The organism is Brachybacterium kimchii (genome assembly GCF_023373525.1).
In the GTDB taxonomy this organism is placed as follows: domain Bacteria; phylum Actinomycetota; class Actinomycetes; order Actinomycetales; family Dermabacteraceae; genus Brachybacterium; species Brachybacterium kimchii.
In genome coordinates, this window is the sequence record NZ_CP097218.1 from 1,425,517 (window position 1) to 1,448,416 (window position 22,900).

General features: G+C 68.9%; 15 protein-coding genes and 3 rRNA genes. 1 reads left to right on the plus strand and 17 read right to left on the minus strand.

Annotation, left to right across the window (positions count from 1 at the left end):
* Nucleotides 1–4 precede the first annotated feature (4 nt).
* From steA to M4486_RS06925, 10 genes are all read right to left on the minus strand, one after another.
* Nucleotides 5–1,186, minus strand: a complete 1,182-nt coding sequence (gene steA, locus M4486_RS06880; RefSeq protein WP_200500498.1) for a putative cytokinetic ring protein SteA — start codon at nt 1,184–1,186, stop codon at nt 5–7.
* Complete coding sequence (recN, locus tag M4486_RS06885) at nt 1,183–2,925, minus strand: DNA repair protein RecN (protein WP_249480393.1); 1,743 nt, start codon at nt 2,923–2,925, stop codon at nt 1,183–1,185. Before recN ends, steA begins: the two co-directional genes overlap by 4 nt.
* A gap of 12 nt (nt 2,926–2,937) precedes the next feature.
* Complete coding sequence (locus M4486_RS06890) at nt 2,938–3,882, minus strand: NAD kinase (RefSeq protein WP_152353168.1); 945 nt, start codon at nt 3,880–3,882, stop codon at nt 2,938–2,940.
* Nucleotides 3,879–4,841, minus strand: coding sequence for a TlyA family RNA methyltransferase (locus M4486_RS06895; RefSeq protein WP_346731775.1), 963 nt, complete (start codon nt 4,839–4,841; stop codon nt 3,879–3,881). Before M4486_RS06895 ends, M4486_RS06890 begins: the two co-directional genes overlap by 4 nt.
* 29 nt (nt 4,842–4,870) lie before the next feature.
* Complete coding sequence (locus M4486_RS06900; protein WP_249480394.1) at nt 4,871–5,866, minus strand: HAD-IIA family hydrolase; 996 nt, start codon at nt 5,864–5,866, stop codon at nt 4,871–4,873.
* Nucleotides 5,863–7,098, minus strand: coding sequence for a hypothetical protein (locus tag M4486_RS06905; RefSeq protein WP_249480395.1), 1,236 nt, complete (start codon nt 7,096–7,098; stop codon nt 5,863–5,865). The genes M4486_RS06900 and M4486_RS06905 overlap by 4 nt, the downstream gene beginning before the upstream one ends.
* Before the next feature lie 1,013 nt (nt 7,099–8,111).
* Nucleotides 8,112–8,228 (minus strand): 5S ribosomal RNA (gene rrf / locus M4486_RS06910).
* A gap of 114 nt (nt 8,229–8,342) precedes the next feature.
* Nucleotides 8,343–11,410: ribosomal RNA gene (locus tag M4486_RS06915) — 23S ribosomal RNA — on the minus strand.
* Between the two features lie 365 nt (nt 11,411–11,775).
* A 16S ribosomal RNA gene (locus M4486_RS06920) occupies nt 11,776–13,296 on the minus strand.
* The 16S, 23S and 5S rRNA genes sit together here, the layout of an rRNA operon.
* Nucleotides 13,297–13,864: 568 nt before the next feature.
* On the minus strand, nt 13,865–14,563 hold the full coding sequence (locus M4486_RS06925) for a demethylmenaquinone methyltransferase (RefSeq protein WP_249480396.1): 699 nt from the start codon (nt 14,561–14,563) through the stop codon (nt 13,865–13,867).
* A gap of 181 nt (nt 14,564–14,744) precedes the next feature.
* Here M4486_RS06925 and serC point away from each other — a divergent pair, with 181 nt between their 5' ends.
* Entirely contained in the window at nt 14,745–15,881 is a 1,137-nt protein-coding gene (serC, locus tag M4486_RS06930) for a phosphoserine transaminase (RefSeq protein ID WP_249480397.1), read from the plus strand.
* Nucleotides 15,882–15,989: 108 nt separating this feature from the next.
* Here serC and M4486_RS06935 read toward each other — a convergent pair whose 3' ends face one another.
* The 7 genes from M4486_RS06935 to M4486_RS06965 form a co-directional block, all read right to left on the minus strand.
* Complete coding sequence (locus M4486_RS06935) at nt 15,990–16,454, minus strand: MarR family winged helix-turn-helix transcriptional regulator (protein WP_249480398.1); 465 nt, start codon at nt 16,452–16,454, stop codon at nt 15,990–15,992.
* Nucleotides 16,451–17,944: an NCS2 family permease gene (locus M4486_RS06940; RefSeq protein ID WP_249480399.1), complete on the minus strand. Its 1,494-nt coding sequence runs from the start codon at nt 17,942–17,944 to the stop codon at nt 16,451–16,453. The genes M4486_RS06935 and M4486_RS06940 overlap by 4 nt, the downstream gene beginning before the upstream one ends.
* A gap of 136 nt (nt 17,945–18,080) precedes the next feature.
* Nucleotides 18,081–18,866 (minus strand): glucosamine-6-phosphate deaminase, encoded by a 786-nt coding sequence (nagB, locus tag M4486_RS06945; RefSeq protein ID WP_249480400.1) that lies wholly within the window; start codon nt 18,864–18,866, stop codon nt 18,081–18,083.
* 277 nt (nt 18,867–19,143) lie between these two features.
* Nucleotides 19,144–20,514 (minus strand): NAD(P)/FAD-dependent oxidoreductase, encoded by a 1,371-nt coding sequence (locus M4486_RS06950; protein ID WP_152353233.1) that lies wholly within the window; start codon nt 20,512–20,514, stop codon nt 19,144–19,146.
* A gap of 133 nt (nt 20,515–20,647) precedes the next feature.
* The gene (locus M4486_RS06955) at nt 20,648–21,598 is read right to left on the minus strand and encodes a Ppx/GppA phosphatase family protein (RefSeq protein ID WP_249480401.1); all 951 of its coding nucleotides are present in this window, start codon (nt 21,596–21,598) and stop codon (nt 20,648–20,650) included.
* The gene (locus M4486_RS06960) at nt 21,595–22,185 is read right to left on the minus strand and encodes a DUF501 domain-containing protein (RefSeq protein ID WP_429798327.1); all 591 of its coding nucleotides are present in this window, start codon (nt 22,183–22,185) and stop codon (nt 21,595–21,597) included. The genes M4486_RS06955 and M4486_RS06960 overlap by 4 nt, the downstream gene beginning before the upstream one ends.
* Nucleotides 22,182–22,889 (minus strand): FtsB family cell division protein, encoded by a 708-nt coding sequence (locus M4486_RS06965; RefSeq protein ID WP_249480402.1) that lies wholly within the window; start codon nt 22,887–22,889, stop codon nt 22,182–22,184. The genes M4486_RS06960 and M4486_RS06965 overlap by 4 nt, the downstream gene beginning before the upstream one ends.
* Between the last annotated feature and the right edge of the window lie 11 nt (nt 22,890–22,900).

Genomic DNA, 22,900 nt, shown 5'->3' on the forward strand with positions numbered 1-22,900 from the left:
GCTCCTAGGTTCCGGTGGCGGGTCGGGTGGCGAACAGGGAGGTGAACCATGAGATGGCGTCGTCCCATCGTGCACCGAGGATCTGGAAGAGCGCCTGTCCGCCGGGCGTGGCCCACATGGCCACGGAGAGGGCGAGCAGGCCGGCGACGGCCAGCAGCACGAGCTGCAGGGTGGAGATCCGCTGGCGATAGAGCCGGGAGACGCCCTTGGCGTCCACGAGCTTGGAGCCCACGCGCAGCCGGGTGAGGAAGGTCGAGCTCATGCCGGCGCGGCCCTTGTCGAGGAACTCCTCGAGGGTGCCGTGGGTGCCGACGGCCACGATCACGCTCGCGCCCTTCTCGTCGGCCAGGAGCATCGCGATGTCCTCGCTGGTGCCGGCGGCGGGGAACACCACGGCGTCCTCGGCGAGATCGAGCTCCGCCAGGCGCTCCATGCCCGGGGCGCGGCCGTCGCGATAGGCGTGCACCACGAGCTCGGCGCCCGATGCCAGCGCCCTGTCGGAGACGGAGTCCATGTCCCCGATGATCATGTCGGGCTTCCAGCCGGCCTCGAGGACCGCGTCGGCGCCGCCGTCGACGCCGATCACCACGGGTCGGTTCTCGCGCAGGAACGGACCGAGCGTCGCGAGGTCCTCCTTGTAGTGGTAGCCGCGCACGACGATCAGGACGGGGCGGCGGTCCATGACGGTGCGCACCTCGGGCGCGCCCACGCCGTCCAGCAGCAGGTCCTTCTCCAGGAGCATGTACTCCAGGGTGTTGCGGGCGAACAGCTCGAGCTGCTCGGAGAGGCCCTCGCGGGAGGCCTCGAGGGAGGCGGCGATCGTGGCGGGGTCCTGGCGGGTCCCACGCGCGAGCGTACTCCCGCCCTCGCGGACGACGCCGTCGGCGACGGTGAGGCGGGCGCCCTCGCGGACCTTCTCGAACAGCTCGGGGCCGCAGTCGTCGACGAGCGCGATGCCGTGGTCCACGAGGATCTGCGGCCCGGCGTTCGGGTACCGGCCGGAGGTGGAGCGGGCGGCGTTGAGGACGGCAGCGGGCGCCTTCTCGACGAGCGCCTCGGCGGCGACGCGGTCGATGTCCTCGTGGTCGATGACCGCGATGTCGCCGGGCTCGAGGCGCTTGGTGAGGTCCTTCGTGCGCCGGCCGATGCGCGCGGTCCCCAGGACGGTGCCGACGGTCGTGCTCATCGCCCCTCCCCCGGCGCCTGCCCCGGCGCGGACTCCTGCGCCGACGGGTCCGCCGAGTCGTCGAGCAGCTCCCGTGCGTGGGCGAGGGCGAGGTCGCTGGTCTCCCCGGAGAGCATGCGGGCGAGCTCGCCGATGCGCCCCTCGCGGTCCAGTCTCTGCACGGTGGAGCTCGTGCCGCCGTCCTCGCTGTGCTTGACGATCTGCAGGTGGGTGGAGGCGTGGGAGGCGACCTGCGGGAGGTGCGTGACGACGATGACCTGCGCGTTCTCGGCGAGCCGCTGGAGGCGCTGGCCGACGGCGAGGGCTGCGCGGCCGCCGATGCCCGCGTCGATCTCGTCGAAGACGAACACGGGGGCGGCGGTGCGGTCGTCGCGGGAGGAGCCGAGCGCGACCTCGAGGGCGAGCATGACGCGCGAGAGCTCGCCGCCGCTCGCGGCGGTCGCGACGGGCAGGTGGTCGGCGCCCGGGTGGGGCGCGAGGAGGAACGCCACGCGATCGCGGCCGTGCGGACGGGGCGAGTGCGGGGCGACCTCGACCTCGAGGCTCGCCTGCGGCATCTCGAGGTGGACGAGCTCGGACTCGACGGCGCGCGCGAGGCGCGAGGCGGCGTCGCCCCGGGCCCCGGTGAGCGCCTCCGCGGCCTCGTCGAGGGCGGTCTCGAGGCCCGTCATCTCCTCGCGGGCGGCGGACAGCTCGGTCTCGGCGCCGTCGAAGCGGTCGAGGTCGGCGGCGGCGGTGCGGGAGCTCTCGAGCAGCTCGCCGATGGTCGCGGCGCCGCCGAGGACGGGCCCGAGGTCCCGCACCAGCGTGGTCACCTCGTGGAGGCGCTCGTTGGCCTGCTCGACGCTCCCGGGAGAGGCGTCGATGCCGTCCGCGTAGCGGGAGAGGTCGGCGGCGGCGTCGGAGAGGTCGAGGCGCAGGCTCTCGAGCCTGCCGAGGGTGCCCTCGAGCTCGGGGTCCGTGCCGGATGCGGTGCGCACCTGGTCGATCGCGAGGTCGAGGAGGGAGCCGGCCGCGGGGCCGTCGTCCTGTCCGAGCAGCAGCGTGGACGCCTGCTCGGCGGCGGCGCGGAGGTCCACGGCGTGGTTGAGCCTCTCGAGCTGGGCGCGCAGGCTCTCGTCCTCGCCGTCCTGCGGGTCGACCTCCTCGATGCGCTCGAGGGCCGTGCGCAGCTCGTCCCCTCGGCGGTCGCGCTCGGCGACGAGGCGCTCGAGCTCCTCGATGCGACCGCGCAGCTCCTGGTGACGGTCCCAGAGCTCGCGGTGGCGCTGCAGCAGGGGGCCGACGGTGTCGCCGGCGAAGCGGTCGAGGGCCTCGCGCTGCTGGTCGGCCTCGCGCAGGCGGGCCTGGTCGGCCTGGCCGTGGACGGTGACCGCGGAGCCGACGAGCCGGGCCAGCGTCCCGATCGGCACGGGCACCCCGCCGATCTGGGCCCGGGAGCGGCCGTCCTTGGTGACGCGGCGGACGACGAGCACCTCGCCGTCCTCGTCCTCGGCGCCGAGCTCGTCCAGGGCCGACTCGAGCTCGTCGTGGCCGGTGAGCACGAGCGTGCCGTCGACGGTCCCGGCGGTGCCCGCACGGCCGCGGTCCAGCCGCGCGCCCAGGAGCATCGAGAGCCCGGTGACGATCATGGTCTTGCCCGCGCCGGTCTCGCCGGTCAGCGCGGTGAAGCCGGGACCGAACTCGAGGGTGGCGTCGTCGATCACGCCGATGCGGCGGATGCGGAGGGTGGAGAGCACGGCGGCTCCCGCTCAGACGTCGCGGCCGACGCGTCCGCGCCAGCCCACGACCGGCAGCTGGAACTTCTCCACGAGGCGATCGGCGAAAGGTGTGGTGGTCAGGCGCACGAGCCGCACGGAGCGGGGGGAGAGCCGGCCCTCGACGCGCATGCCGGGGGTGATGTCGATGGTGCGGCGGCCGTCGAGGGTGAGCACTCCCTCGTCGCGGTTCTCGACGGTGAGCTCGATCGCCGCCTCGGACGAGCGCCCCAGCACGAGGGGACGCGAGAACAGGGCGTGGGCGGCGAGCGGGACGACGAGGAAGGCGTCCACCTCGGGCCAGATGATGGGGCCACCGGCGCTGAAGCCGTAGGCGGTCGAGCCCGTGGGGCTGGTCAGCAGCACGCCGTCGCAGCCGAAGGAGGAGACGGGGCGGCCGTCGATCTCGATGACCACGTAGATCATCTTCTGGCGGTCGGCCTTCTCGAGGCTCGCGTCGTTCAGCGCCCAGTCGGTGTGGAGGATCTGGTCCTTGGGGCCGCGGATGACGATGTCGAGGGTCGACCGCTCCTCGATGTCGTAGTCGCCGTCCAGCAGGCGCCGCACCGTCGTCGAGAGCTCCTCGACCTCGCTCTCGGCGAGGAAGCCCACGTGCCCGAGGTTCACGCCGTGCACGGGGATCTCGGCCTCGCGCACCACTTCGAGGGCGCGCAGGATCGTCCCGTCGCCTCCGAGCACGATGCCGAGCTCGACGAGGTCCGCCGCGGAGACGGCGTCCACGACGTCGACCTCCTCGGAGTCAAGGATGTCCAGGAGCCCCTCGGGCAGGCTCGCCGGCGGCGACATGCGGATCTGGTCGTACTGCTCGTCGGTGATGACGGCGCGCACTCCGCGGTTCCCGAGCTCGGCCAGGACTCTCATCAGCGCCTCGAGGGCGGCGGCGCGCCCCGAGTGCGCGTACAGCAGGAAGCGCCTCATGCTCGGCGGTCCCCTTCCCTCGTCCTCAGCTCGGTCCTGTGCCCATCGGCCCGACGCGGGCCCTGGTCATGCTCCGTGACGTGCTCCGTGACCTGCGCGCGCCGACGTCCGGCGCGGGAGCCTGCGCGCGTACGCGGGAGCACCTGCTCGATCATGTCATAGGCGGCGCGCGGGATCCTGCGCGCCGCTCCGGCGGGTCGCGGATCCTCTGCGTACGTGTCCTCTGCGCGTGAGGGGACGTCGCGACGATGCAGATGCAGGAAGTACTCGTGGTTCCCGTCCTGTCCCGGCAGGGGGCTCTCGGCGACGCCGCGCAGGTCGAGCCCGCGGGCGTCGGCCTCCTCGACGACGCCGAGCACGGCCTCGCGGCGCAGTGCGGGGTCCGCGACCACGCCCGAGCGCGGGAGCCTGCGGCGCCCGACCTCGAACTGGGGCTTGACCATGAGCAGCAGGTCGCCGCCGGGCGCGGTGAGCACGGCGAGGTCCGCCATGAGGGTGACGAGGGAGATGAAGGAGAGGTCGCCGACGACGAGCTGCGCCGGCCCGCCGACGTCCGCGGGGTCCAGTCCCCGGATCGAGGTGCCCTCGTGCACCGCGACGCGCGGGTCCTCGCGCAGGCGCGGGTGCAGCTGGTCGTGGCCGATGTCCACCGCGCGCACCTCGCGCGCCCCGCGACGCAGCAGGACGTCGGTGAACCCGCCGGTGGACGCGCCCGCGTCCAGGCAGACGAGATCGCGGGGGTCCAGCCCCGCCGCGTCGAGCGCACCGAGGAGCTTGTGGGCGGCCCGGGAGGCGTACTCCCCTCCCTCGGGGACGCCGGTGACCTCGAGGAGGGCGTCCGCGGCGACGGTCGCGGACGGCTTGTGGGCGGGTCGGCCGTCGACGAGGGCCCTGCCCTCCTCGACGATCCGACGGGCGTGGGTGCGGGAGGACGCGAGGCCCGCGGCGGCCAGTGCCACGTCGAGCCGCCGGGCTCCGCCGCCCGCGGTCACGAGTCCTGGGTGCGCACCGCGCCGGACAGGGCGCTCTCGGGCAGACGCGCCGCGAGCAGCCCGAGGGCCGCGGTGAGGGCCTGCGGGGTCCCCGTGCGTCCGGAGAGGACGAGGTCCTCGTCCTCGAGTCCGGCGGAGGCGGCTCCGCAGCGCGCCGTCGCGCCGTCGACGACGGCCTCGGGCGCGGGGTCGGTGAGCGAGGAGAGGTCGGGCAGGATCCACGTCGGCCGACGGACCGGCTCGGCGCGCAGCGCGGTCTCGATGCTGTCGACGCCCGTGAGGACGAGAAGGGTGTCGATGCCGGCGCGGTTGCCGCCCTCGATGTCGGTGTCGAGGCGATCGCCGACGGCGAGGGGGCGGCGGGCTCCCAGCGCCTTCGCGGCGAGGGAGAACATGGCCGGCTCGGGCTTGCCCGCCACCAGCGGCGTGCGACCGGTGGCGTGCACGAGCGCCTGCACGAGCGCGCCGTTGCCCGGCGCGATGCCCCGTTCGGTGGGCAGGGTCGCATCGGTGTTGGTCGCGATCCAGGGGATGCCCCGGCGCAGTGCGTAGCCGCCCTCGGCGAGCTGCGCCCAGCCGAGGTCCGGGGAGAACCCCTGGACGACGGCCGCGACCTCGTCGCCGTCCTCGCGCACGGGGGTGAACCCTGCGGAGGCGACGGCCTCCATCAGGCCGTCGGCGCCGAGCACGAGGATCGTGGAGCCGGCCGGCGCGTGCTCCGCGAGGAGCTGCACCGCGATCTGCGGGGAGGAGGCGATCTCCTCGGGCGCCGCCTCGACATCGACCGTGGCGAGGTGCGCCACGGCCTGCTCGGGGGTGCGAGAGGCGTTGTTGGTGACGAAGCCGATCTTCAGACCCCGATCCCGCGCGGTGCGCACGGCCGCCGCGGCGTGCGGGATGGGACGCGTGCCGTGCATGAGGGTGCCGTCGAGGTCGAGGAGGAGGGCGTCGTACCGCCCGAGCATGCTGAGGTCGTGTCCGCGCGCGCTCATGCCCGCGGCCCCTGCTGAGGATCCGCCTGTGCGGTCACCGCAGCCTCGTCGCGGGACTCCCCCGCCTCATCCTGCGCGTCCTCCTCGGGCTCGTTGCGCTCGTGCTCCTCGTCCTCGAGCTCGGCGCGCTCGTGCTCGCGCTCCTGCCCGCCGTCATCCTCGGCACCATCCACGGGATCCCGGGTCCGATCGGTGTCGGGATCGGTCTCCGACGACGTGGCGGCGTCCGCCTCGGACGGATCGTCCTCACCGGTCGCGTCGCTCTCGGAGGCGCCGTCCTCCTGCTCCTCGGAGTCGTCGGATTCCTCGACGTCCTCGGAGTCGTCGAAGGCGTCGAGGACGCTGAGCTCCTCGGAGTCGTCCCAGGGCAGATCCTCGACCTCGGGCTCCGGCACGGGGCGGCCCAGGCGCTCGGCGGCGTCCGTCTCGTGGTCGGTGTCGGCATCGGCGGCCAGCGTGAGCCAGCGGTGCGCCTCATCGCCCCGTCCGGCGCGCTCGAGAAGGTCGGCGTAGGCGACCCACAGCCGTACCTGCCAGCGACCGTCGACCTTGCTGCGCAGAGCGGGGATGTCGAGCGTCCCGAGGGCGGTCTCGATGTCGCCGGTGTCGGCGTAGGCGCCGGCCACGACGATCATCAGCTCGATCGTCCCGGAGACGTCGAGAGTCGAGGCGTCGTCCGAGGCGGCGATCTCCAGCGCGCGCTCCGGACGGCCGATGCCGCGCTCGCAGTCGGCGAGCATCGGCAGCAGGTCCACGCGGCCGGAGATGCGCATCGCGGTGCGGAACTCCCGGGCTGCGGTGCGGAACTCCTCGCTGCGGTAGGCGGCGATGCCGTAGATCTCCCGGGTGATGCCGACGCGTCCGCCGATGCTCGCGGCGAACTGGGCGTGAGCCAGCGCGAGAGGCAGGTCGTCCTCGTCGAGCGCCGCGATGGCGGCGACGAGGTGGCGGCTCGTGCGCTCCGCGGTCTCCTTGCGCAGAGAGCGGAGCTCGTCGGAGATGTCCCGGTCGAGCTCGCGACCCGTGATGGCCTCGTCCAGAGCGGGCTCCGGCGGCCGGGAGCTGCGACGCGCCTCGCCCGGCCTCTGCGAGGAGGAGTCCCTCGGGCCGCCGAACCGCCCGCCGCCGCGCTGGTCGCGATCGTGGCGAGGGCCCCGTCGGTCGTCGTACCTGCGGGGGCCTCGTCGGTCGTCGTCCCTGCGGGGGCCCCGCCGATCGTCATCGCGACGCACGCGACGGTCGCCGTCAGGGCGACCATCGCGGCGGCTGTCGTCGCGCCGGAAGCTGCGCTTGTCGTCATCGCGGCGAGGGCTCCGGCGGTCGTCATCCCGACGGGGGCCGCGCCTGTCGTCGTCTCGACGTGAGTCGCGCGAGGGGCCATCCCGGCGAGGGCCCCGCCGGTCGTCGTCACGGGCATAGCTCCGGCGATCGCCGTCCCTGCGCTGTCCTGAACCTGCCCCCTCACGTCGGAACGGCTGCTGGTCGCCGTCACCTCGAGGTCCGCGCCGATCATCGCCACTCCGGGAGGAACCACCCTGCCGGCTACCGCCCTGACCGCGGTATCCACCGCGACGATCGGAATCCCGACCAGGGCCCCGACGGTCCTCCTGCCGGCGCTGACCGGAGCGATCGTTCGGGCGCTGCGAACGCTGCGCGTCGCCCTGGCCGCCTTGGCGGGGACGGTCGGCTCCGCGGGCCGGACGACCTTGATGCTGGGCGCGACCGGAGTGTCCACGGTCCTCGTGCGAGCCGCCCGATCGGCTCCCTGTGCTCTCGTCCGCCACGTTCTCCACCCTCGAAAGTCTCTATGAGTACTGCCTAGGGCTCACAGGTTAGGTGACGGCGGCACCAGCACCGAGGGTTCTCCCGGTCGCGGTGACTGACTCCACGGGGCGGGGAGTCCGCGGCGTGGCGCACGTCGCCTCACGCGCTCACGGGCCATCCGCAACGCCGGCCCACCGCGCGGTGTGCAGAGCCGTGAACCACGAGCACCTCCCGACCCAAGCACCGTCGGAACACCGTCGAGTGGAGTCGCGCGGTCCACGCAGCGCTGCATGCTCATCGCCGAACTGTGACTGTGCGTGCACGCACTCCCTGGCCGCCTCAGTGCAGACACCGCAGCGGCGAGAAAAGTACGTACGGACGCAGAAAAGGGTTGTGGCTCGTCACCGCGCTCCACCCGAACCCGATCAATCGAGTCCGAGGAGCAGCTGGCAACGAGCCACAACCCTCTCCACAAAAGAACGTCCGGCGGCGTCCTACTCTCCCACACCCTCCCGAGTGCAGTACCATCGGCGCAGAAGGGCTTAGCTACCGGGTTCGGAATGGAACCGGGCGTTTCCCCAACGCTATGACCGCCGTAACACCACGAGACAACACCAACCCACCACACCCCCACACAAAGAAGGGGCCCGGGGGTTGTTTCCCGAGAACCACACAGTAGACGCGAGCACAGCACACAATTCTCAAAATTTGTGTTGATAAGTCATCGGCCATTAGTACCAGTCAGCTCCACACATTACTGTGCTTCCACATCTGGCCTATCAACCCAGTCATCTCCTGGGGGCCTCCCACACCACAAGGGTGCACGGATATCTCATCTTGAAGCAGGCTTCCCGCTTAGATGCTTTCAGCGGTTATCCCTTCCCGACGTAGCCAACCAGCCATGCCCTTGGCAGAACAACTGGCACACCAGAGGTCAGTCCATCCCGGTCCTCTCGTACTAGGGACAGGTCTTCTCAAATATCCAACGCGCGCAGCGGATAGGGACCGAACTGTCTCACGACGTTCTAAACCCAGCTCGCGTACCGCTTTAATAGGCGAACAGCCTAACCCTTGGGACCAACTCCAGCCCCAGGATGCGACGAGCCGACATCGAGGTGCCAAACCATGCCGTCGATATGAGCTCTTGGGCAAGATCAGCCTGTTATCCCCGGGGTACCTTTTATCCGTTGAGCGACACCCATTCCACAATGAGGTGCCGGATCACTAGTTCCTGCTTTCGCACCTGCCCGACATGTCTGTCTCGCAGTCAAGCTCCCTTGTGCACTTACACTCAACACCTGATTGCCAACCAGGATGAGGGAACCTTTGAGCGCCTCCGTTACTCTTTAGGAGGCAACCGCCCCAGTTAAACTACCCATCAGGCACTGTCCCTGATCCGGATCACGGACCGAGGTTAGGAATCCAGAACGACCAGAGTGGTATTTCAACAACGACTCCACACGAACTAGCGTCCATGCTTCCCAGTCTCCCACCTATCCTACACAAGCCGTCCCGAACACCAATACCAAACTATAGTAAAGGTCCCGGGGTCTTTCCGTCCTGCTGCGCGTAACGAGCATCTTTACTCGTAATGCAATTTCGCCGAGTTCGCGGTTGAGACAGTGGAGAAGTCGTTACGCCATTCGTGCAGGTCGGAACTTACCCGACAAGGAATTTCGCTACCTTAGGATGGTTATAGTTACCACCGCCGTTTACTGGGGCTTAAATTCTCAGCTTCGCACCACAAGGGCGCTAACCAGTCCTCTTAACCTTCCAGCACCGGGCAGGCGTCAGTCCGTATACAGCGTCTTACGACTTCGCACGGACCTGTGTTTTTAGTAAACAGTCGCTTCTCCCTGGTCTCTGCGGCCCTCACAGCTCTCACTGCTCAGGCCCCCCTTCTCCCGAAGTTACGGGGGCATTTTGCCGAGTTCCTTAACCACGATTCTCTCGAACGCCTCGGTATTCTCTACCTGATCACCTGAGTCGGTTTCGGGTACGGGCGACCGTATTCGTCACGCCGGAACTTTTCTCGGCAGTACAGGATCACTCACCTACGCCCATACGGGATCCCCATCACGTCTCACCCCATACGGCACCGCATTACCGGTGCGCGGGCTGCACGCTTAGACGGACTATTCCATTAAGTCCGCGGAAGCTACCTCACTGCGTCATCCCATGCGCTGACCTACTACATGCTTGGTTCCCAGCCTCACCCCCACCCACATCCCGAAGGACATGGAGGAGACTCGGGTGGTTAGCATCACACGCCTCGGTATGGGTCCTCCTACGATCGGTTCGGGAATATCAACCCGATGTCCATCGACTACGCCTGTCGGCCTCGCCTTAGGTCCCGACTAACCCAGGGCGGATTAACCTGGCCCTGGAACCCTTGATCAATCGGCGGACGGGTTTCTCACCCGTCTTTCGCTACTCATGCCTGCATTCTCACTCGTGCAGTCTCCACCACTGGGTTACCCCGCAGCTTCACTGCCTGCACGACGCTCCCCTACCCACCCCGGACCAAATCCGGAGTGACACAGCTTCGGCGGTGTACTTGAGCCCCGCTACATTGTCGGCGCAGAATCACTTGACCAGTGAGCTATTACGCACTCTTTCAAGGGTGGCTGCTTCTAAGCCAACCTCCTGGTTGTCTCAGCAACTCCACATCCTTTTCCACTTAGCACACGCTTAGGGGCCTTAGCTGATGTTCTGGGCTGTTTCCCTCTCGACGATGAAGCTTATCCCCCACCGTCTCACTGCTGCGCTCTCACGTACCGGCATTCGGAGTTTGGTTAAGGTCAGTAACCCGGTGGGGCCCATCGCCTATCCAGTGCTCTACCTCCGGCACGAAACACGCAACGCTGCACCTAAATGCATTTCGGGGAGAACCAGCTATCACGAAGTTTGATTGGCCTTTCACCCCTATCCACAGGTCATCCCCTCCATTTTCAACTGAAGTGGGTTCGCGCCTCCACGCGGTCTTACCCGCGCTTCACACTGCCCATGGATAGATCACTTCGCTTCGGGTCTAGAGCCGGCGACTGAACGCCCCGTTCAGACTCGCTTTCGCTACGGCTACCCCACACGGGTTAACCTCGCCACCGACCACTAACTCGCAGGCTCATTCTTCAAAAGGCACGCCGTCACCCCGTAAGGCTCCGACGGATTGTAAGCACACGGTTTCAGGTACTATTTCACTCCCCTCCCGGGGTACTTTTCACCTTTCCCTCACGGTACTTGTCCGCTATCGGTCACGAGGTAGTATTCAGGCTTACCAGGTGGTCCTGGCAGATTCACACCGGATTTCACGGGCCCGGTGCTACTCGGGAACAGCGTCACGCCACACACCACTTTCGTCTACGGGAGTCACACCCTCTACGCCACCGCACTCACCACGGCTTCGACTAGCAGCATGCCAAACGTCGACCCTCCGGCAGAAGAATCAGACACGTCCCAACAACCCCGAACCTGCAACCCCTGCCGGGTATCGCACAGATCCGGTTTAGCCACCTCCGCTTTCGCTCGCCACTACTCACGGAATCACTATTGTTTTCTCTTCCTGTGGGTACTGAGATGTTTCACTTCCCCACGTTCCCTCCACACCACCTATACATTCAGTGGCGGGTACCAGAGCATGACCCCTGGTGGGTTTCCCCATTCGGACATCCCCGGATCACAGGTCGGTTGTCACCTCCCCGAGGCTTATCGCAGACTCCTACGTCCTTCATCGGCTCCTCGTGCCCAGGCATTCACCGTGCGCCCTTGAAGACTTAGGCAACACAAAAAAATATCACAAAGACACTAAAAATTGCTTACAAGATGCTCGCGTCCACTATGCAGTTCTCAAAAAACAACCCCACACCACCACAACCCACCACACGGCAGATCATGACGGGGAGGACCAGCCACACACCCCAACCCCCGAAAGGGGGCAGGGCTGCGTGCAGCCTCAAAACCCAATAGCGTGCCTCCACCTCGAACCCACCAGCCAGACCATCCGTTCCATCCCCCCAAGGAGGAGTACTACGACAATCCCGCGGCCAGCGAGCGAAGCGCCCATCCGTTGATGTTCCACCCATGAGCAACCACCCCCACCACGAACGGGCAGGCAGATGGCCACCAATACTGGTGATGCTCCTTAGAAAGGAGGTGATCCAGCCGCACCTTCCGGTACGGCTACCTTGTTACGACTTAGTCCCAATCACCGATCCCACCTTCGACGGCTCCCCCCACAAGGGATGGGCCACCGGCTTCGGGTGTTACCGACTTTCGTGACTTGACGGGCGGTGTGTACAAGGCCCGGGAACGTATTCACCGCAGCGTTGCTGATCTGCGATTACTAGCGACTCCGACTTCATGGGGTCGAGTTGCAGACCCCAATCCGAACTGAGACCGGCTTTTTGGGATTCGCTCCACCTCACAGTATCGCAACCCATTGTACCGGCCATTGTAGCATGCGTGAAGCCCAAGACATAAGGGGCATGATGATTTGACGTCGTCCCCACCTTCCTCCGAGTTGACCCCGGCAGTCTCCCATGAGTCCCCACCATCACGTGCTGGCAACATGGAACGAGGGTTGCGCTCGTTGCGGGACTTAACCCAACATCTCACGACACGAGCTGACGACAACCATGCACCACCTGTGCACCAGTCCAAAGAAGGCCACATCTCTGCAGCTGTCCGGTGCATGTCAAGCCTTGGTAAGGTTCTTCGCGTTGCATCGAATTAATCCGCATGCTCCGCCGCTTGTGCGGGCCCCCGTCAATTCCTTTGAGTTTTAGCCTTGCGGCCGTACTCCCCAGGCGGGGCACTTAATGCGTTAGCTACGGCGCGGAAAACGTGGAATGTCCCCCACACCTAGTGCCCAACGTTTACGGCATGGACTACCAGGGTATCTAATCCTGTTCGCTCCCCATGCTTTCGCTTCTCAGTGTCAGTAATGGCCCAGAGACCTGCCTTCGCCATCGGTGTTCTTCCTGATATCTGCGCATTTCACCGCTACACCAGGAGTTCCAGTCTCCCCTACCACACTCTAGCCTGCCCGTACCCACCGCACGCCCGAGGTTGAGCCTCGGGTTTTCACGGCAGACGCGACAAGCCACCTACAAGCTCTTTACGCCCAATAATTCCGGACAACGCTTGCGCCCTACGTATTACCGCGGCTGCTGGCACGTAGTTAGCCGGCGCTTCTTCTGCAGGTACCGTCACTCTCGCTTCTTCCCTGCTGAAAGAGGTTTACAACCCGAAGGCCGTCATCCCTCACGCGGCGTCGCTGCATCAGGCTTTCGCCCATTGTGCAATATTCCCCACTGCTGCCTCCCGTAGGAGTCTGGGCCGTGTCTCAGTCCCAGTGTGGCCGGTCGCCCTCTCAGGCCGGCTACCCGTCAACGCCTTGGTGAGCCACTACCTCACCAACAAGCTGATAGGCCGCGAGTCCATCCCCCACCGAAAAACTTTCCAACACCCACCATGCAGTAGGTGCTCATATCCGGTATTAGCCCCGATTTCCCGAGGTTATCCCGAAGTGGAGGGCAGGTTACTCACGTGTTACTCACCCGTTCGCCACTAATCCAGCCGTGCAAGCACGGCCATCATCGTTCGACTTGCATGTGTTAAGCACGCCGCCAGCGTTCGTCCTGAGCCAGGATCAAACTCTCCATCAAAAAATGAAAAACTATAATCCCGACAAAACAAACGACTAGCACATTCATATAAATCTGCTACATCATCCGTCATGCCAAAACAAAAAATTTGGCATCAACAAACAGACACGCTATTGAGATCTCAAACAACACGCGCACTCAGCGATCCGCACCCTTCCGGGCCTTCTCTCCGAGGCAACCCCTAAAGCTTAGGAGCAACCGGTTCCCCATGTCAACTCGGCACCCTGTGATCTGGGCTACCGCCGAAACTGACTATTAGATTAACCGGAGCACCCGATCCCATCCGAGAAACCAGAAACAACATTTCCGATCCCCCGAACCTGTCGGCCGGGCACGAGGTAATAACTTACGCACCCCGAGCCCCCACGTCAACTCCACAGCCCCTGGTCAGAGCGTGTTCTGCACCACGTGCGGCCGCGTGGGCCCCGCTCGTCGGCGCCGGAGTCTCCTCTCTCGCGTGCTCGGAGCCCTCGCGCCGTGCCTGTGGAGGGTTGCCGCAGACCTGCGAGGCCGGACCCGGGGCGTGGGCACGGGTCCTGGGCGTGGGCACGGGCCCTGGGGCCGAGACTCAGACGGACGGCACCACGCCGCGATGCAGGGCGACGATGCCGCCGGTGAGGTTGCGGAACTGGACCTGCTTCAGGCCCTCCTCGAGCATCCAGGTGCGCAGCTCCTCCTGGTCCGGCCAGTCGAGGATCGACTCCGAGAGGTAGTCGTACGCCTCGGGGCTCTGCGTCACCCGATGGGCGACCGCGGGGATCGCGCGCAGCAGGTACCTGCTGTAGACCGTGCGGAACACGGTGGAGGTGGGCGTCGAGAACTCGCAGATGACGACCCGCCCGCCGGGCCGGACCACGCGCGCCATCTCGCCGATCGCGGTCCGGGGCCGCTGCACGTTGCGCAGACCGAAGGAGATGACGGCTGCGTCGAAGGAGTCATCGGCGAACGGCAGCGCCTGTGCATCGGCGGCGACGAACGGGATGTGCGGCTGGCGCCGGCGGCCCTCCTCCATCATGCCCAGAGAGAAGTCCGCGGCCACGGCGTCGGCGCCGGCGTCGACCAGCGCGGCCGTCGATGTGCCCGTGCCGGCGGCGAGGTCCAGGACCTGCTGGCCCGGGGAGATGTCGAGCGAGTCCACCATGGCACGTCGCCACGAGCGCACCTGGCCCAGGGCGGCGAGGTCGTTCATCAGGTCGTACCTGCGCGCGATGCCGTCGAACATCCCGGCGACGTCGTAGGGGTTCTTGTCGAGGTCCGCGCGGTTCATGCCTCCGATACTGCCAGAACTCGGGCCCTCGTCCGTCCCCTACGGGACCGTCCACACAGCGGAGCCGTGTCGCACGGAGAGGGAGCCTCATCGGACAATGGCATGGTCGGCGCCGACGCGGCGCTCTCCGGCGCCGCGGCCGCCGCGCCCTGTCCACCATCCTCACCTCGCAGGAGGCCCAGTGCCCGCGCTCGACCGCATCACCATCCCCGAAGAGCTGCTCCCGACGGACGGTCGGTTCGGCTCCGGTCCCTCGCGGATCCGTCCCGAGCAGATGGCCGCTCTCTCGGCCGTCGGCTCGAGCGTCATGGGGACCTCCCACCGACAGGCGCCCGTCAAGGACCTCGTGCGCCGGGTCCGCGAGGGCCTCGCGGAGCTCTTCTCCCTCCCCGAGGGGTACGAGATCGTCCTGGGCAACGGCGGCTCGACCGCGTTCTGGGATGCGGCCGCCTTCGGTCTGATCCGCGAGCGCGCGCAGCACCTCGTCCTCGGCGAGTTCTCCTCGAAGTTCGCGGCGGAGACCGACGGCGCGCCCCATCTCGCGGATCCCTCGGTGCTGCGCGCTGAGCCCGGGACCGGCATCGCTCCCCGGGCGGATGCCGCGGTGGACGCCTACGCCTGGCCGCAGAACGAGACCTCGACCGGAGTCATGCTCCCGGTGCGTCGGCCGGAGGGAGCCGACGAGGGCCAGCTCGTCCTCGTCGACGCGACGAGCGCCGCGGGCGGGGTGGCCGTGGACATCGCGCAGACCGACGCGTACTACTTCGCCCCGCAGAAGTCCTTCGCCTCCGACGGCGGGCTCTGGATCGCGGCCCTCTCCCCCGCCGCGATCGAGCGCGCCGAGCGGCTCGCCGACGGCGACCGCTGGATCCCCGAGTTCCTCTCGCTCACGGCCGCGATCAGCAACTCCCGCAAGAACCAGACGCTGAACACCCCGGCGATCGCCACGCTCGTGCTGCTCGCGGAGCAGATCGAGTGGATCCTCGCCCAGGGGGGCCTCGCCTGGGCCGACGCCCGCACCCGTGCCACGAGCGGCCTGCTGCAGGACTGGGCCGCGACACGTGAAGAGGTCTCCCCCTTCGTCAAGGAGCCGTCGCTGCGCTCGCAGGTCGTGACGACGCTCGACCTGGCCGACGACGTCGACGCCGCGGGCATCGCCTCGCTGCTGCGCTCGCGCGGGATCGTGGACATCGAGCCGTACCGGAAGCTCGGCCGCAATCAGCTGCGGGTCGCGACGTTCCCCGCGGTGCCGGAGTCCGACGTGCGCGCCCTGATCGCGGTCCTCGACCACGTCCTGGACGCCCTGCGGGAGGGCTGAGCAGAGGACCGGTCGCGGAGACGGATCGGACCACCCGGGCGAAGGGCCCGGGCCGGATGGCCCTCGAGCCGTCGGCCCGGGCCCTTCCTTCGCACCGCTCCGGCGCGGCTACTCGCGGACGCCCTCGCGCGGAGCGTCCAGGAGGACGTCGCGCAGCATGCGGGCGGCCGTCTCCAGCTGCCCGAGCTGGGTGTCGTCGAGGCCGTCGACCCTCTCGCGCAGCCAGGCGCTGCGGGCCCGTCGGCCCTCCTCGACGATCGTCGCGCCCGCCTCGGTGAGGGCGAGCAGGACCTGTCTCCGGTCGCCCGGGTGGGGGCGCCGGGCGACCCAGCCCGCCTCCTCGAGCCGCGCGATGATGCGGGTCATCACGGGCGGGCTCACGCGCTCGAAGTCGGCGACGCGCCCCGGCGTCGCCTCGCCCTCCCGGTGGAGGTAGGCGAGGACGGAGAACTGGGCCACGGAGACCTCGTCGGAGGCGGCGCGCGAGCGCAGGCGCCGCGAGGACACCAGCAGCACGCGGTGGAGGTCCGCGACGATGTCGTCGACGTGCGCCTCGCGAGCCGGGTCGCTCACGTCAGCAGGCTCTCGAGGGGGCCGCGCAGGAAGTAGAGCACGAACAGCACGGCCACCACGTACATGAGCCAGTGGACCTCGCGGGCCTTGCCGCGCACGATCCGGATCACGACGTACATGAGGAAGCCCGCGCCCATGCCCACCGTGATCGAGTACGTGAAGGGCATGAGCATGATGGTGAGGAAGGCGGGGATCGCCTTCTCGACGTCGGTGAAGTCGATCGAGGTCACCTGGGTCATCATGAGGAAGCCGACCATCACCAGCGCCGGGGTGGCCGCCTCGTAGGGCACCATCGCGACGAGCGGTGAGAGCAGGGTGCTGAGCAGGAACGCCAGGCCCGCGACGACCGCCGCCAGGCCCGTGCGGGCGCCTTCGGCGACGCCCGACGCCGACTCGGCGTAGCTCGTGGCGGAGGAGACGCCGCCGACGCCGCCGGCGATCGCCGCGAGGGAGTCGACCACCAGGATCCGCTGGGAATGGGGGATGTCGCCGTCCTCGTCGAGCATGTCGCCCTCGGCGGCGACCGCGACCATGGTGCCCATGGTGTCGAAGAAGTCGGCCAGCAGCAGCGAGAACACGATCGTGGTCGCGCCCACGGCGCCGGCCGCGGTGATGCCCCCGATGGGGTCGACGGTGAACAGGGTCGAGAAGTCGGGCATCTGCAGGGGCGAGCCGCCGAGGCTCGGCACGTTCAGGCTCCACCCGTGCGGGTTCGCGGCGCCGCCGTCGGACCCGTCGGAGTACGCGCCCACGCCGACGAGCTTCTCGATGACGATCGCGAGCACGGTCGCGGCGACGATCGCGATGAGGATGGCGCCGGGGATCCTGCGCACGTACAGCGCGAACATGAGGACCAGGCCCACGATGAAGACGAGGATCGGCCAGCCCGCCAGGGAGCCGTCCGCCCCCAGCTGGACCGGGGTGCCGTCGGCGGGGGTGATGAAGCGGGCGTTGAACAGGCCCACGAAGGCGATGAACAGGCCCAGGCCCACGCCGATCGCGGTCTTCATGAACGGGGGCACCGCGTTGAAGACGGCCCGGCGGAACCCGGTGAGCACCAGGATCAGCACGACGATGCCCTCGATGACCACGAGGCCCATCGCGCCCGCCCATGTCATGCCCGGCAGCGGCGCGACCGAGTAGGCGATCACGGCGTTCAGGCCGAGGCCCGCGGCGAGGGCCAGGGGGAACTTCGCCCAGGCGCCCATGAGGATCGTGAGCAGTCCGGCCACGAGCGCGGTGCCCGCGGCGACCGCGGGCAGGTTCGGCTCGGTGCCGCCGCCCAGGTAGTGCCCGGTGGAGTCGGGGACCGTGCCGATGATCAGCGGGTTCAGCACCACGATGTAGCACATCGCGAAGAAGGTGACGATGCCGCCGCGCACCTCGCGGCCGACGCTCGAGCCGCGGGCGCTGATCCCGAAGAAGCGGTCGATGCCTGAGGGGGCGCCGGTGGGGGCGGGCGCGGTCGTGCCGGGGGGCGTCGTGTGCATGTCCAGATGCTATCGGCGCACGCGCGCGGGACGCCCCCTGGGCCGGTGCGGCGGACGCTCCCCGCGGGCCGGATCGGCGCTGCGGACGCCCGGGGGCGTGTGCGCTCGGCGGACAAGAGCCGAGCGCACGCACTGCTCAGCTGTCCAGTCGGTCCTTCTGCGACTGGATGAAGCGGTAGTAGTCGGCGTGCGTGAGATCACGCGCCGCGGACTCGTCCACGACGACCGTGACCGCGGGGTGCATCTGCAGGATGCTCGCCGGGCAGGCCGCGCTCACGGGCCCCTCGACCATGTCCCGCACGGCCCGGGCCTTCCCCTCGCCGGTCGCTATGAGCACGATCCGGCGCGCCTCGCGGATGGTCTCGAGGCCCTGGGTGAGGACGTGGATCGGGACCTCGTCGGAGCTCGAGAAGAAGCGCGCGTTGTCGCGCACGGTCTGCTCGGTGAGGGTCTTCACGCGGGTGCGGGAGCCGAAGGAGCTGGTGGGCTCGTTGAAGCCGATGTGACCGTTGGCGCCGATGCCGAGGATCTGGATGTCCACGCCGCCGGCCTCGCCGATCGAGGCGTCGTAGCGCACGGCCTCCGCACGCGGGTCGGGCGCCTCGCCGTCGGGCGAGAGCACGAGCTCATCGGGGATGTCCACGTGGCCGGTGAAGGTGTCACGGATGAAGCGGTGGTAGCTCTGCTCGTGGTCGGCGCTGAGGCCGATGTACTCGTCGAGCAGGAAGGCGCGGGCGTGGGCGAAGCTCAGTCCCTGCTCGCGGTGGCGCGAGATCAGCTCGCGATAGGTGAGGACCGGGCTCGAGCCGGTCGCCAGACCGAGCACGGCGCCGTCCTCGCCGCGCGCGTGCAGGACCTCCTCGAAACGGTCGGCGACGACGGCGGCCGCCTGCTCGGCGTCCTTCGCGATGATGATCTCCACGGGTCCTCCTGCAGTCCGCCGTCCGGCTCGGGCAGCACCCGACGGACGACTCAGCGATGATCGAGCATGACCGGTTCGAACGTCCGCCGATCACGTACGGTCACATCATAAGGCACGGGGGACGACCTGGAGCGCGCTCGGCGGGCCTGCTGTGCGCGACCGATCATCGGGGCCGAGAGTCCGGACAGCAGAACGCCGACGGGCCCCGGGGAAAGGTTCCCCGGGGCCCGTCGGCGTCCTGGCGCGTCAGCGCCTCATGCGCGTGGCGGTCAGCGCGTCACTTCTTCTTCGGACCGGCCGCGAGCTCGAAGGCGCCGCGGGGGTTGGTCGACTGCGGGATGCCGATGATGTCGCGGCGCGAGATCGCGGTGCTCACCCAGTCGGCGACGACGGCGGCCTTCCGGCCGATCGTCGGCATCGTGTACAGGTGGTAGGCGCGCGCTGCGGCCCAGGCCGGGAGGCCCTTGAGCTCGATGCGCTTGTCGCCGAGCAGCACGTAGCCCATGCCCTTGTACATGCCGAGGGTCGCCATGGTTCCCATGTTCTTGTGGTAGTAGTCCACGAGCGGGCGTCCCTGCACGGAGCGCGTGACGTTGTCCGCGATCCGCTTGCCCTGGCGCACGGCGTGCTGGGCGTTGGGCGGGCAGATCTTGTCCTCGCCGGAGGCCAGGTCCGGGACGGCCGCGCAGTCGCCGCCGGCGAACACGTCGTCCATGGCGCCGTCGGCGCCCTTGACGCGCAGGTCGGGGAGGCACTCGAGCTTGCCCATCTTCGGGCCGCGCTCGGAGAGCACGGGGATGTCGAAGGCCTCGGCCTCGCTCAGCAGCGGGTTCGGCTTCACGCCCGCGTTCCAGACGATCAGGTCGGTCTCGAACTCGTCGTCGTCGCTGGTCTTGATGACGTTGTTCTCGCAGGAGTTCACGAACGTCTCGAGCTTGACCTCGACGCCGCGCTCGCGCAGCTGGTTGAGCGCGTAGGCGCGCTGCTCCTCGCTGACCTCGGGGAAGATGAAGGGCGCGGCGTCGATGAGCACGAAGCGCACGTCCGAGGAGTGCAGGTCGGGGTAGTAGCGCAGGGCGTCGCGGACCATGTCCTCGGCCTCCGCCACGGCCTCGCCGCCGGCGAAGCCGCCGCCGATGAAGGTGAAGGTCAGCAGGCGCTTGCGGGTGCGGGGATCCTTGGTCGACGCGGCCTCCGCGAGGTTCGCGAGGATGCGGTCGCGCACGGCCACGGCCTCCTCGACCCACTTGAAGCCGATCGCGTTCTCGGCGAGGCCGGGGATCGGCAGCAGACGCGGCACGGAGCCCAGGCCCAGCACGAGGTAGTCGTAGGAGATCTCGAGGTCGTCGCCGTCCTCGGTCTCGACCGAGACGACCTTCTCGGAGCTCTTCACGCCGGTGACGGCACCGGTGACGACCTTGGTGCCCGAGAGCGCCTTGCGCAGCGGGGCCAGCGCGTTGCGCGGGTCGATCGAGCCGGAGCCCACCTCGGGGAGGAAGGGAGCGAAGGTCAGGTACGGGCGCGAGTCCACGACCGTGATCGCGATGTCGGAGCCGAGCGACTTGCGCAGCTCGCTGGCCGTGGTGAGCCCGACGGACCCGCCGCCGAGGATGAGGACATGGGGCTTTCCGCCGGTGATGGTGTTCATACCGACAGGATAGGGCCAAGCGGCTGTGCGAGGAAAAAACCTCCGCTCGGCAAGACATCGCCGCTGCGGGGTCGTTTCTGCGCCACTGCCCGCACGTTCGTGCAGGTCGCCGCTTCCCGCGCGGTGGTTCAGATCACAACAGGGACAGCGCGATGCCATCGAGGATGTCGTGCTCGGAGGAGCGCACCTCGACGATCCCGGAGGCGTTCTGCACCCGCGCGAGCACGCGCTCCCAGATCAGCGCGCCGGCGCCGATCACGTCGATCCGCCCGGGATGGATGATCGGGCGGCGGCGGCGCTCGTCCGTGCTCATGGCGAGCACCTCGAGGCAGACCTCGCGCACGCGGGCGATCTCCAGGCGCGCGCCGTGGGTGGCATCGGGCGTGTAGACCTCGAGGCCCTGGGCGAGAGCGGTCAGCGTGGTGACCGTCCCGGCGACGCCGACGAGGGTGCGGGTGGGTGCCAGCGGCACGGTCTCCTCGGCGCGGTCGAGCAGGGAGTCGATGTCCGCGCTCGCGGCTTCGATCTCCGCGGTGCTCGGCGGGTCGGAGCGCAGGTGGCGCTCGGTGAGACGGACGGAGCCCATGTCCAGGCTGATCCGGTGCTCGGGCGCCTCGACGCCGGCGACGAGCTCGGTGGAGCCGCCGCCGATGTCCACGACCAGGCGCTGCCCCGGGACGAGTCCGTCGAGGGTGCTCACGGCTCCGCGGAAGGACAGCTCGGCCTCGACATCCCCGGGGACGACCTCGGGATCGACCCCGAGGATCTCCCGGACGCCGTCGATGAACTCCTCGCGGTTGGCGGCGTCGCGCGTCGCGGAGGTGGCGACGAAGCGGATCCGCTCGGCGCCGTGCGCGGAGATCGCCGCGGCGTACTCGCGCGTCGCCGCGAGGGTGCGCTCGATCGCGGCGGGGTCGAACCGCCCGGTGCGGTCCACGCCGTAGCCCAGGCGCACGACCTCCATCCTGCGCTCGACGTCCACGAGACCGCCGTCGGCCGAGCCGCGGGCGATCAGCAGGCGGATGGAGTTCGTGCCGCAGTCGATCGCGGCGACGGGGGGCGCGGAGCTCTCGGCGGCGCTCATCGCTCGTCCTCCTCCTCGGCGGCCTGCTCGAAGCTCTCGCAGCGGCAGACGGAGATCTCGGTGTCGGGCGCGATCTCGGCGAGGACGAGATCGGCCACGGGGTTGATCCCGGGCCCCTCGGCCAGTCCGTGGCCGATGATCGCGTGCAGGCACTTCACGCGGCCGGGCATGCCGCCCGCGCTGATGCCCTCGATCTCCTCGACGCTCCCGAGCTCGGCGCGGCGCTCGAGGTAGCGCTCGTGGGCACGGCGATAGCCCGCGGCGAGCTCGGGATCCTCGCCGAGCTGCGCGGTGAGCTCGGTGAGGCGCCCCGCGGCCTCGAGGTGCGAGGCGGCCTGCACCATGCTGGGCAGGGTGAGATAGAACGAGGTCGGGAACGGCGTGCCGCCGGGGAGCCGGGGCAGGGTGCGCACCACGGCGGGGCGCCCGCAGGCGCAGCGGCGCGCGACCGAGTGGACGCCGCGCATCTCGCGGCCCACCTGGTCCCGCATCCGGGCGAGGTCGTCGTCGCTCGCGGGGGTCTCGTGCGGCAGCGGCGGGAGCGCGCCGGGGAACGGGGTGGGAAGGGGCTGGGGAAGCGTGGTCACTCGTCGTCCTGGTCGCTGGGTGAGTCGGCGTCGCCGCCCGCGTCGGAGGCGCCGGATCCGTTGTTCTTGCCCGTGCCGGGGGCCTGCGGGTCGTCGGCCCTGCCGTCGGCGGGCGAGACCGACGTGGTGCCGGGGTCGGCGCGGCTCGCGCCCTCGACGCTGCTCCACAGGGTCGTGTACCAGTCGCCGGAGGAGGCCTCCGCCTGCTTCTGCTGGGCCTCCGTGAGCGGGACGTCGTTCCCCGAGGAGTCCATGAGCCGGTACTGCGTCTCCCCCGGCATCGCGTAGAGCAGGCGCTCGCGGGCCTGGGCGGCCACGTAGTTCGGGTCGTCCCAGCGGTCGACCTGCGTCTGGAGATCGGCGACCTCGTCCCGCTGGTCGGAGACCTGGTCCTGGAGGGAGGCGAGCTCCTGGCGCTGGGCGATGAAGGTGTTGAGCGTCGGCACGAGAGTGGCGAGTGCCACGACGATCACCGCGATGAGGATGAGCGCCCGACGCGTGATCGTGATGACCGGGCCGTCGGGCTCGTCGGCCGGATCCGTGCCGCGGGGCACGCTGCGCGGGCGGGAGGCGGAGGCGGGGCGCGAGGAGGCGCTGCCCGGTCGCCGATCGCCGGAGGCGCGGGCGCGATCGCCGCGCCGGCCCCCGGACGCGGCGACCGGGCGTCCCGTGGATCGCGGGGCGCCCGGTCGTCGTGCAGTCATGCGCTCGAGGG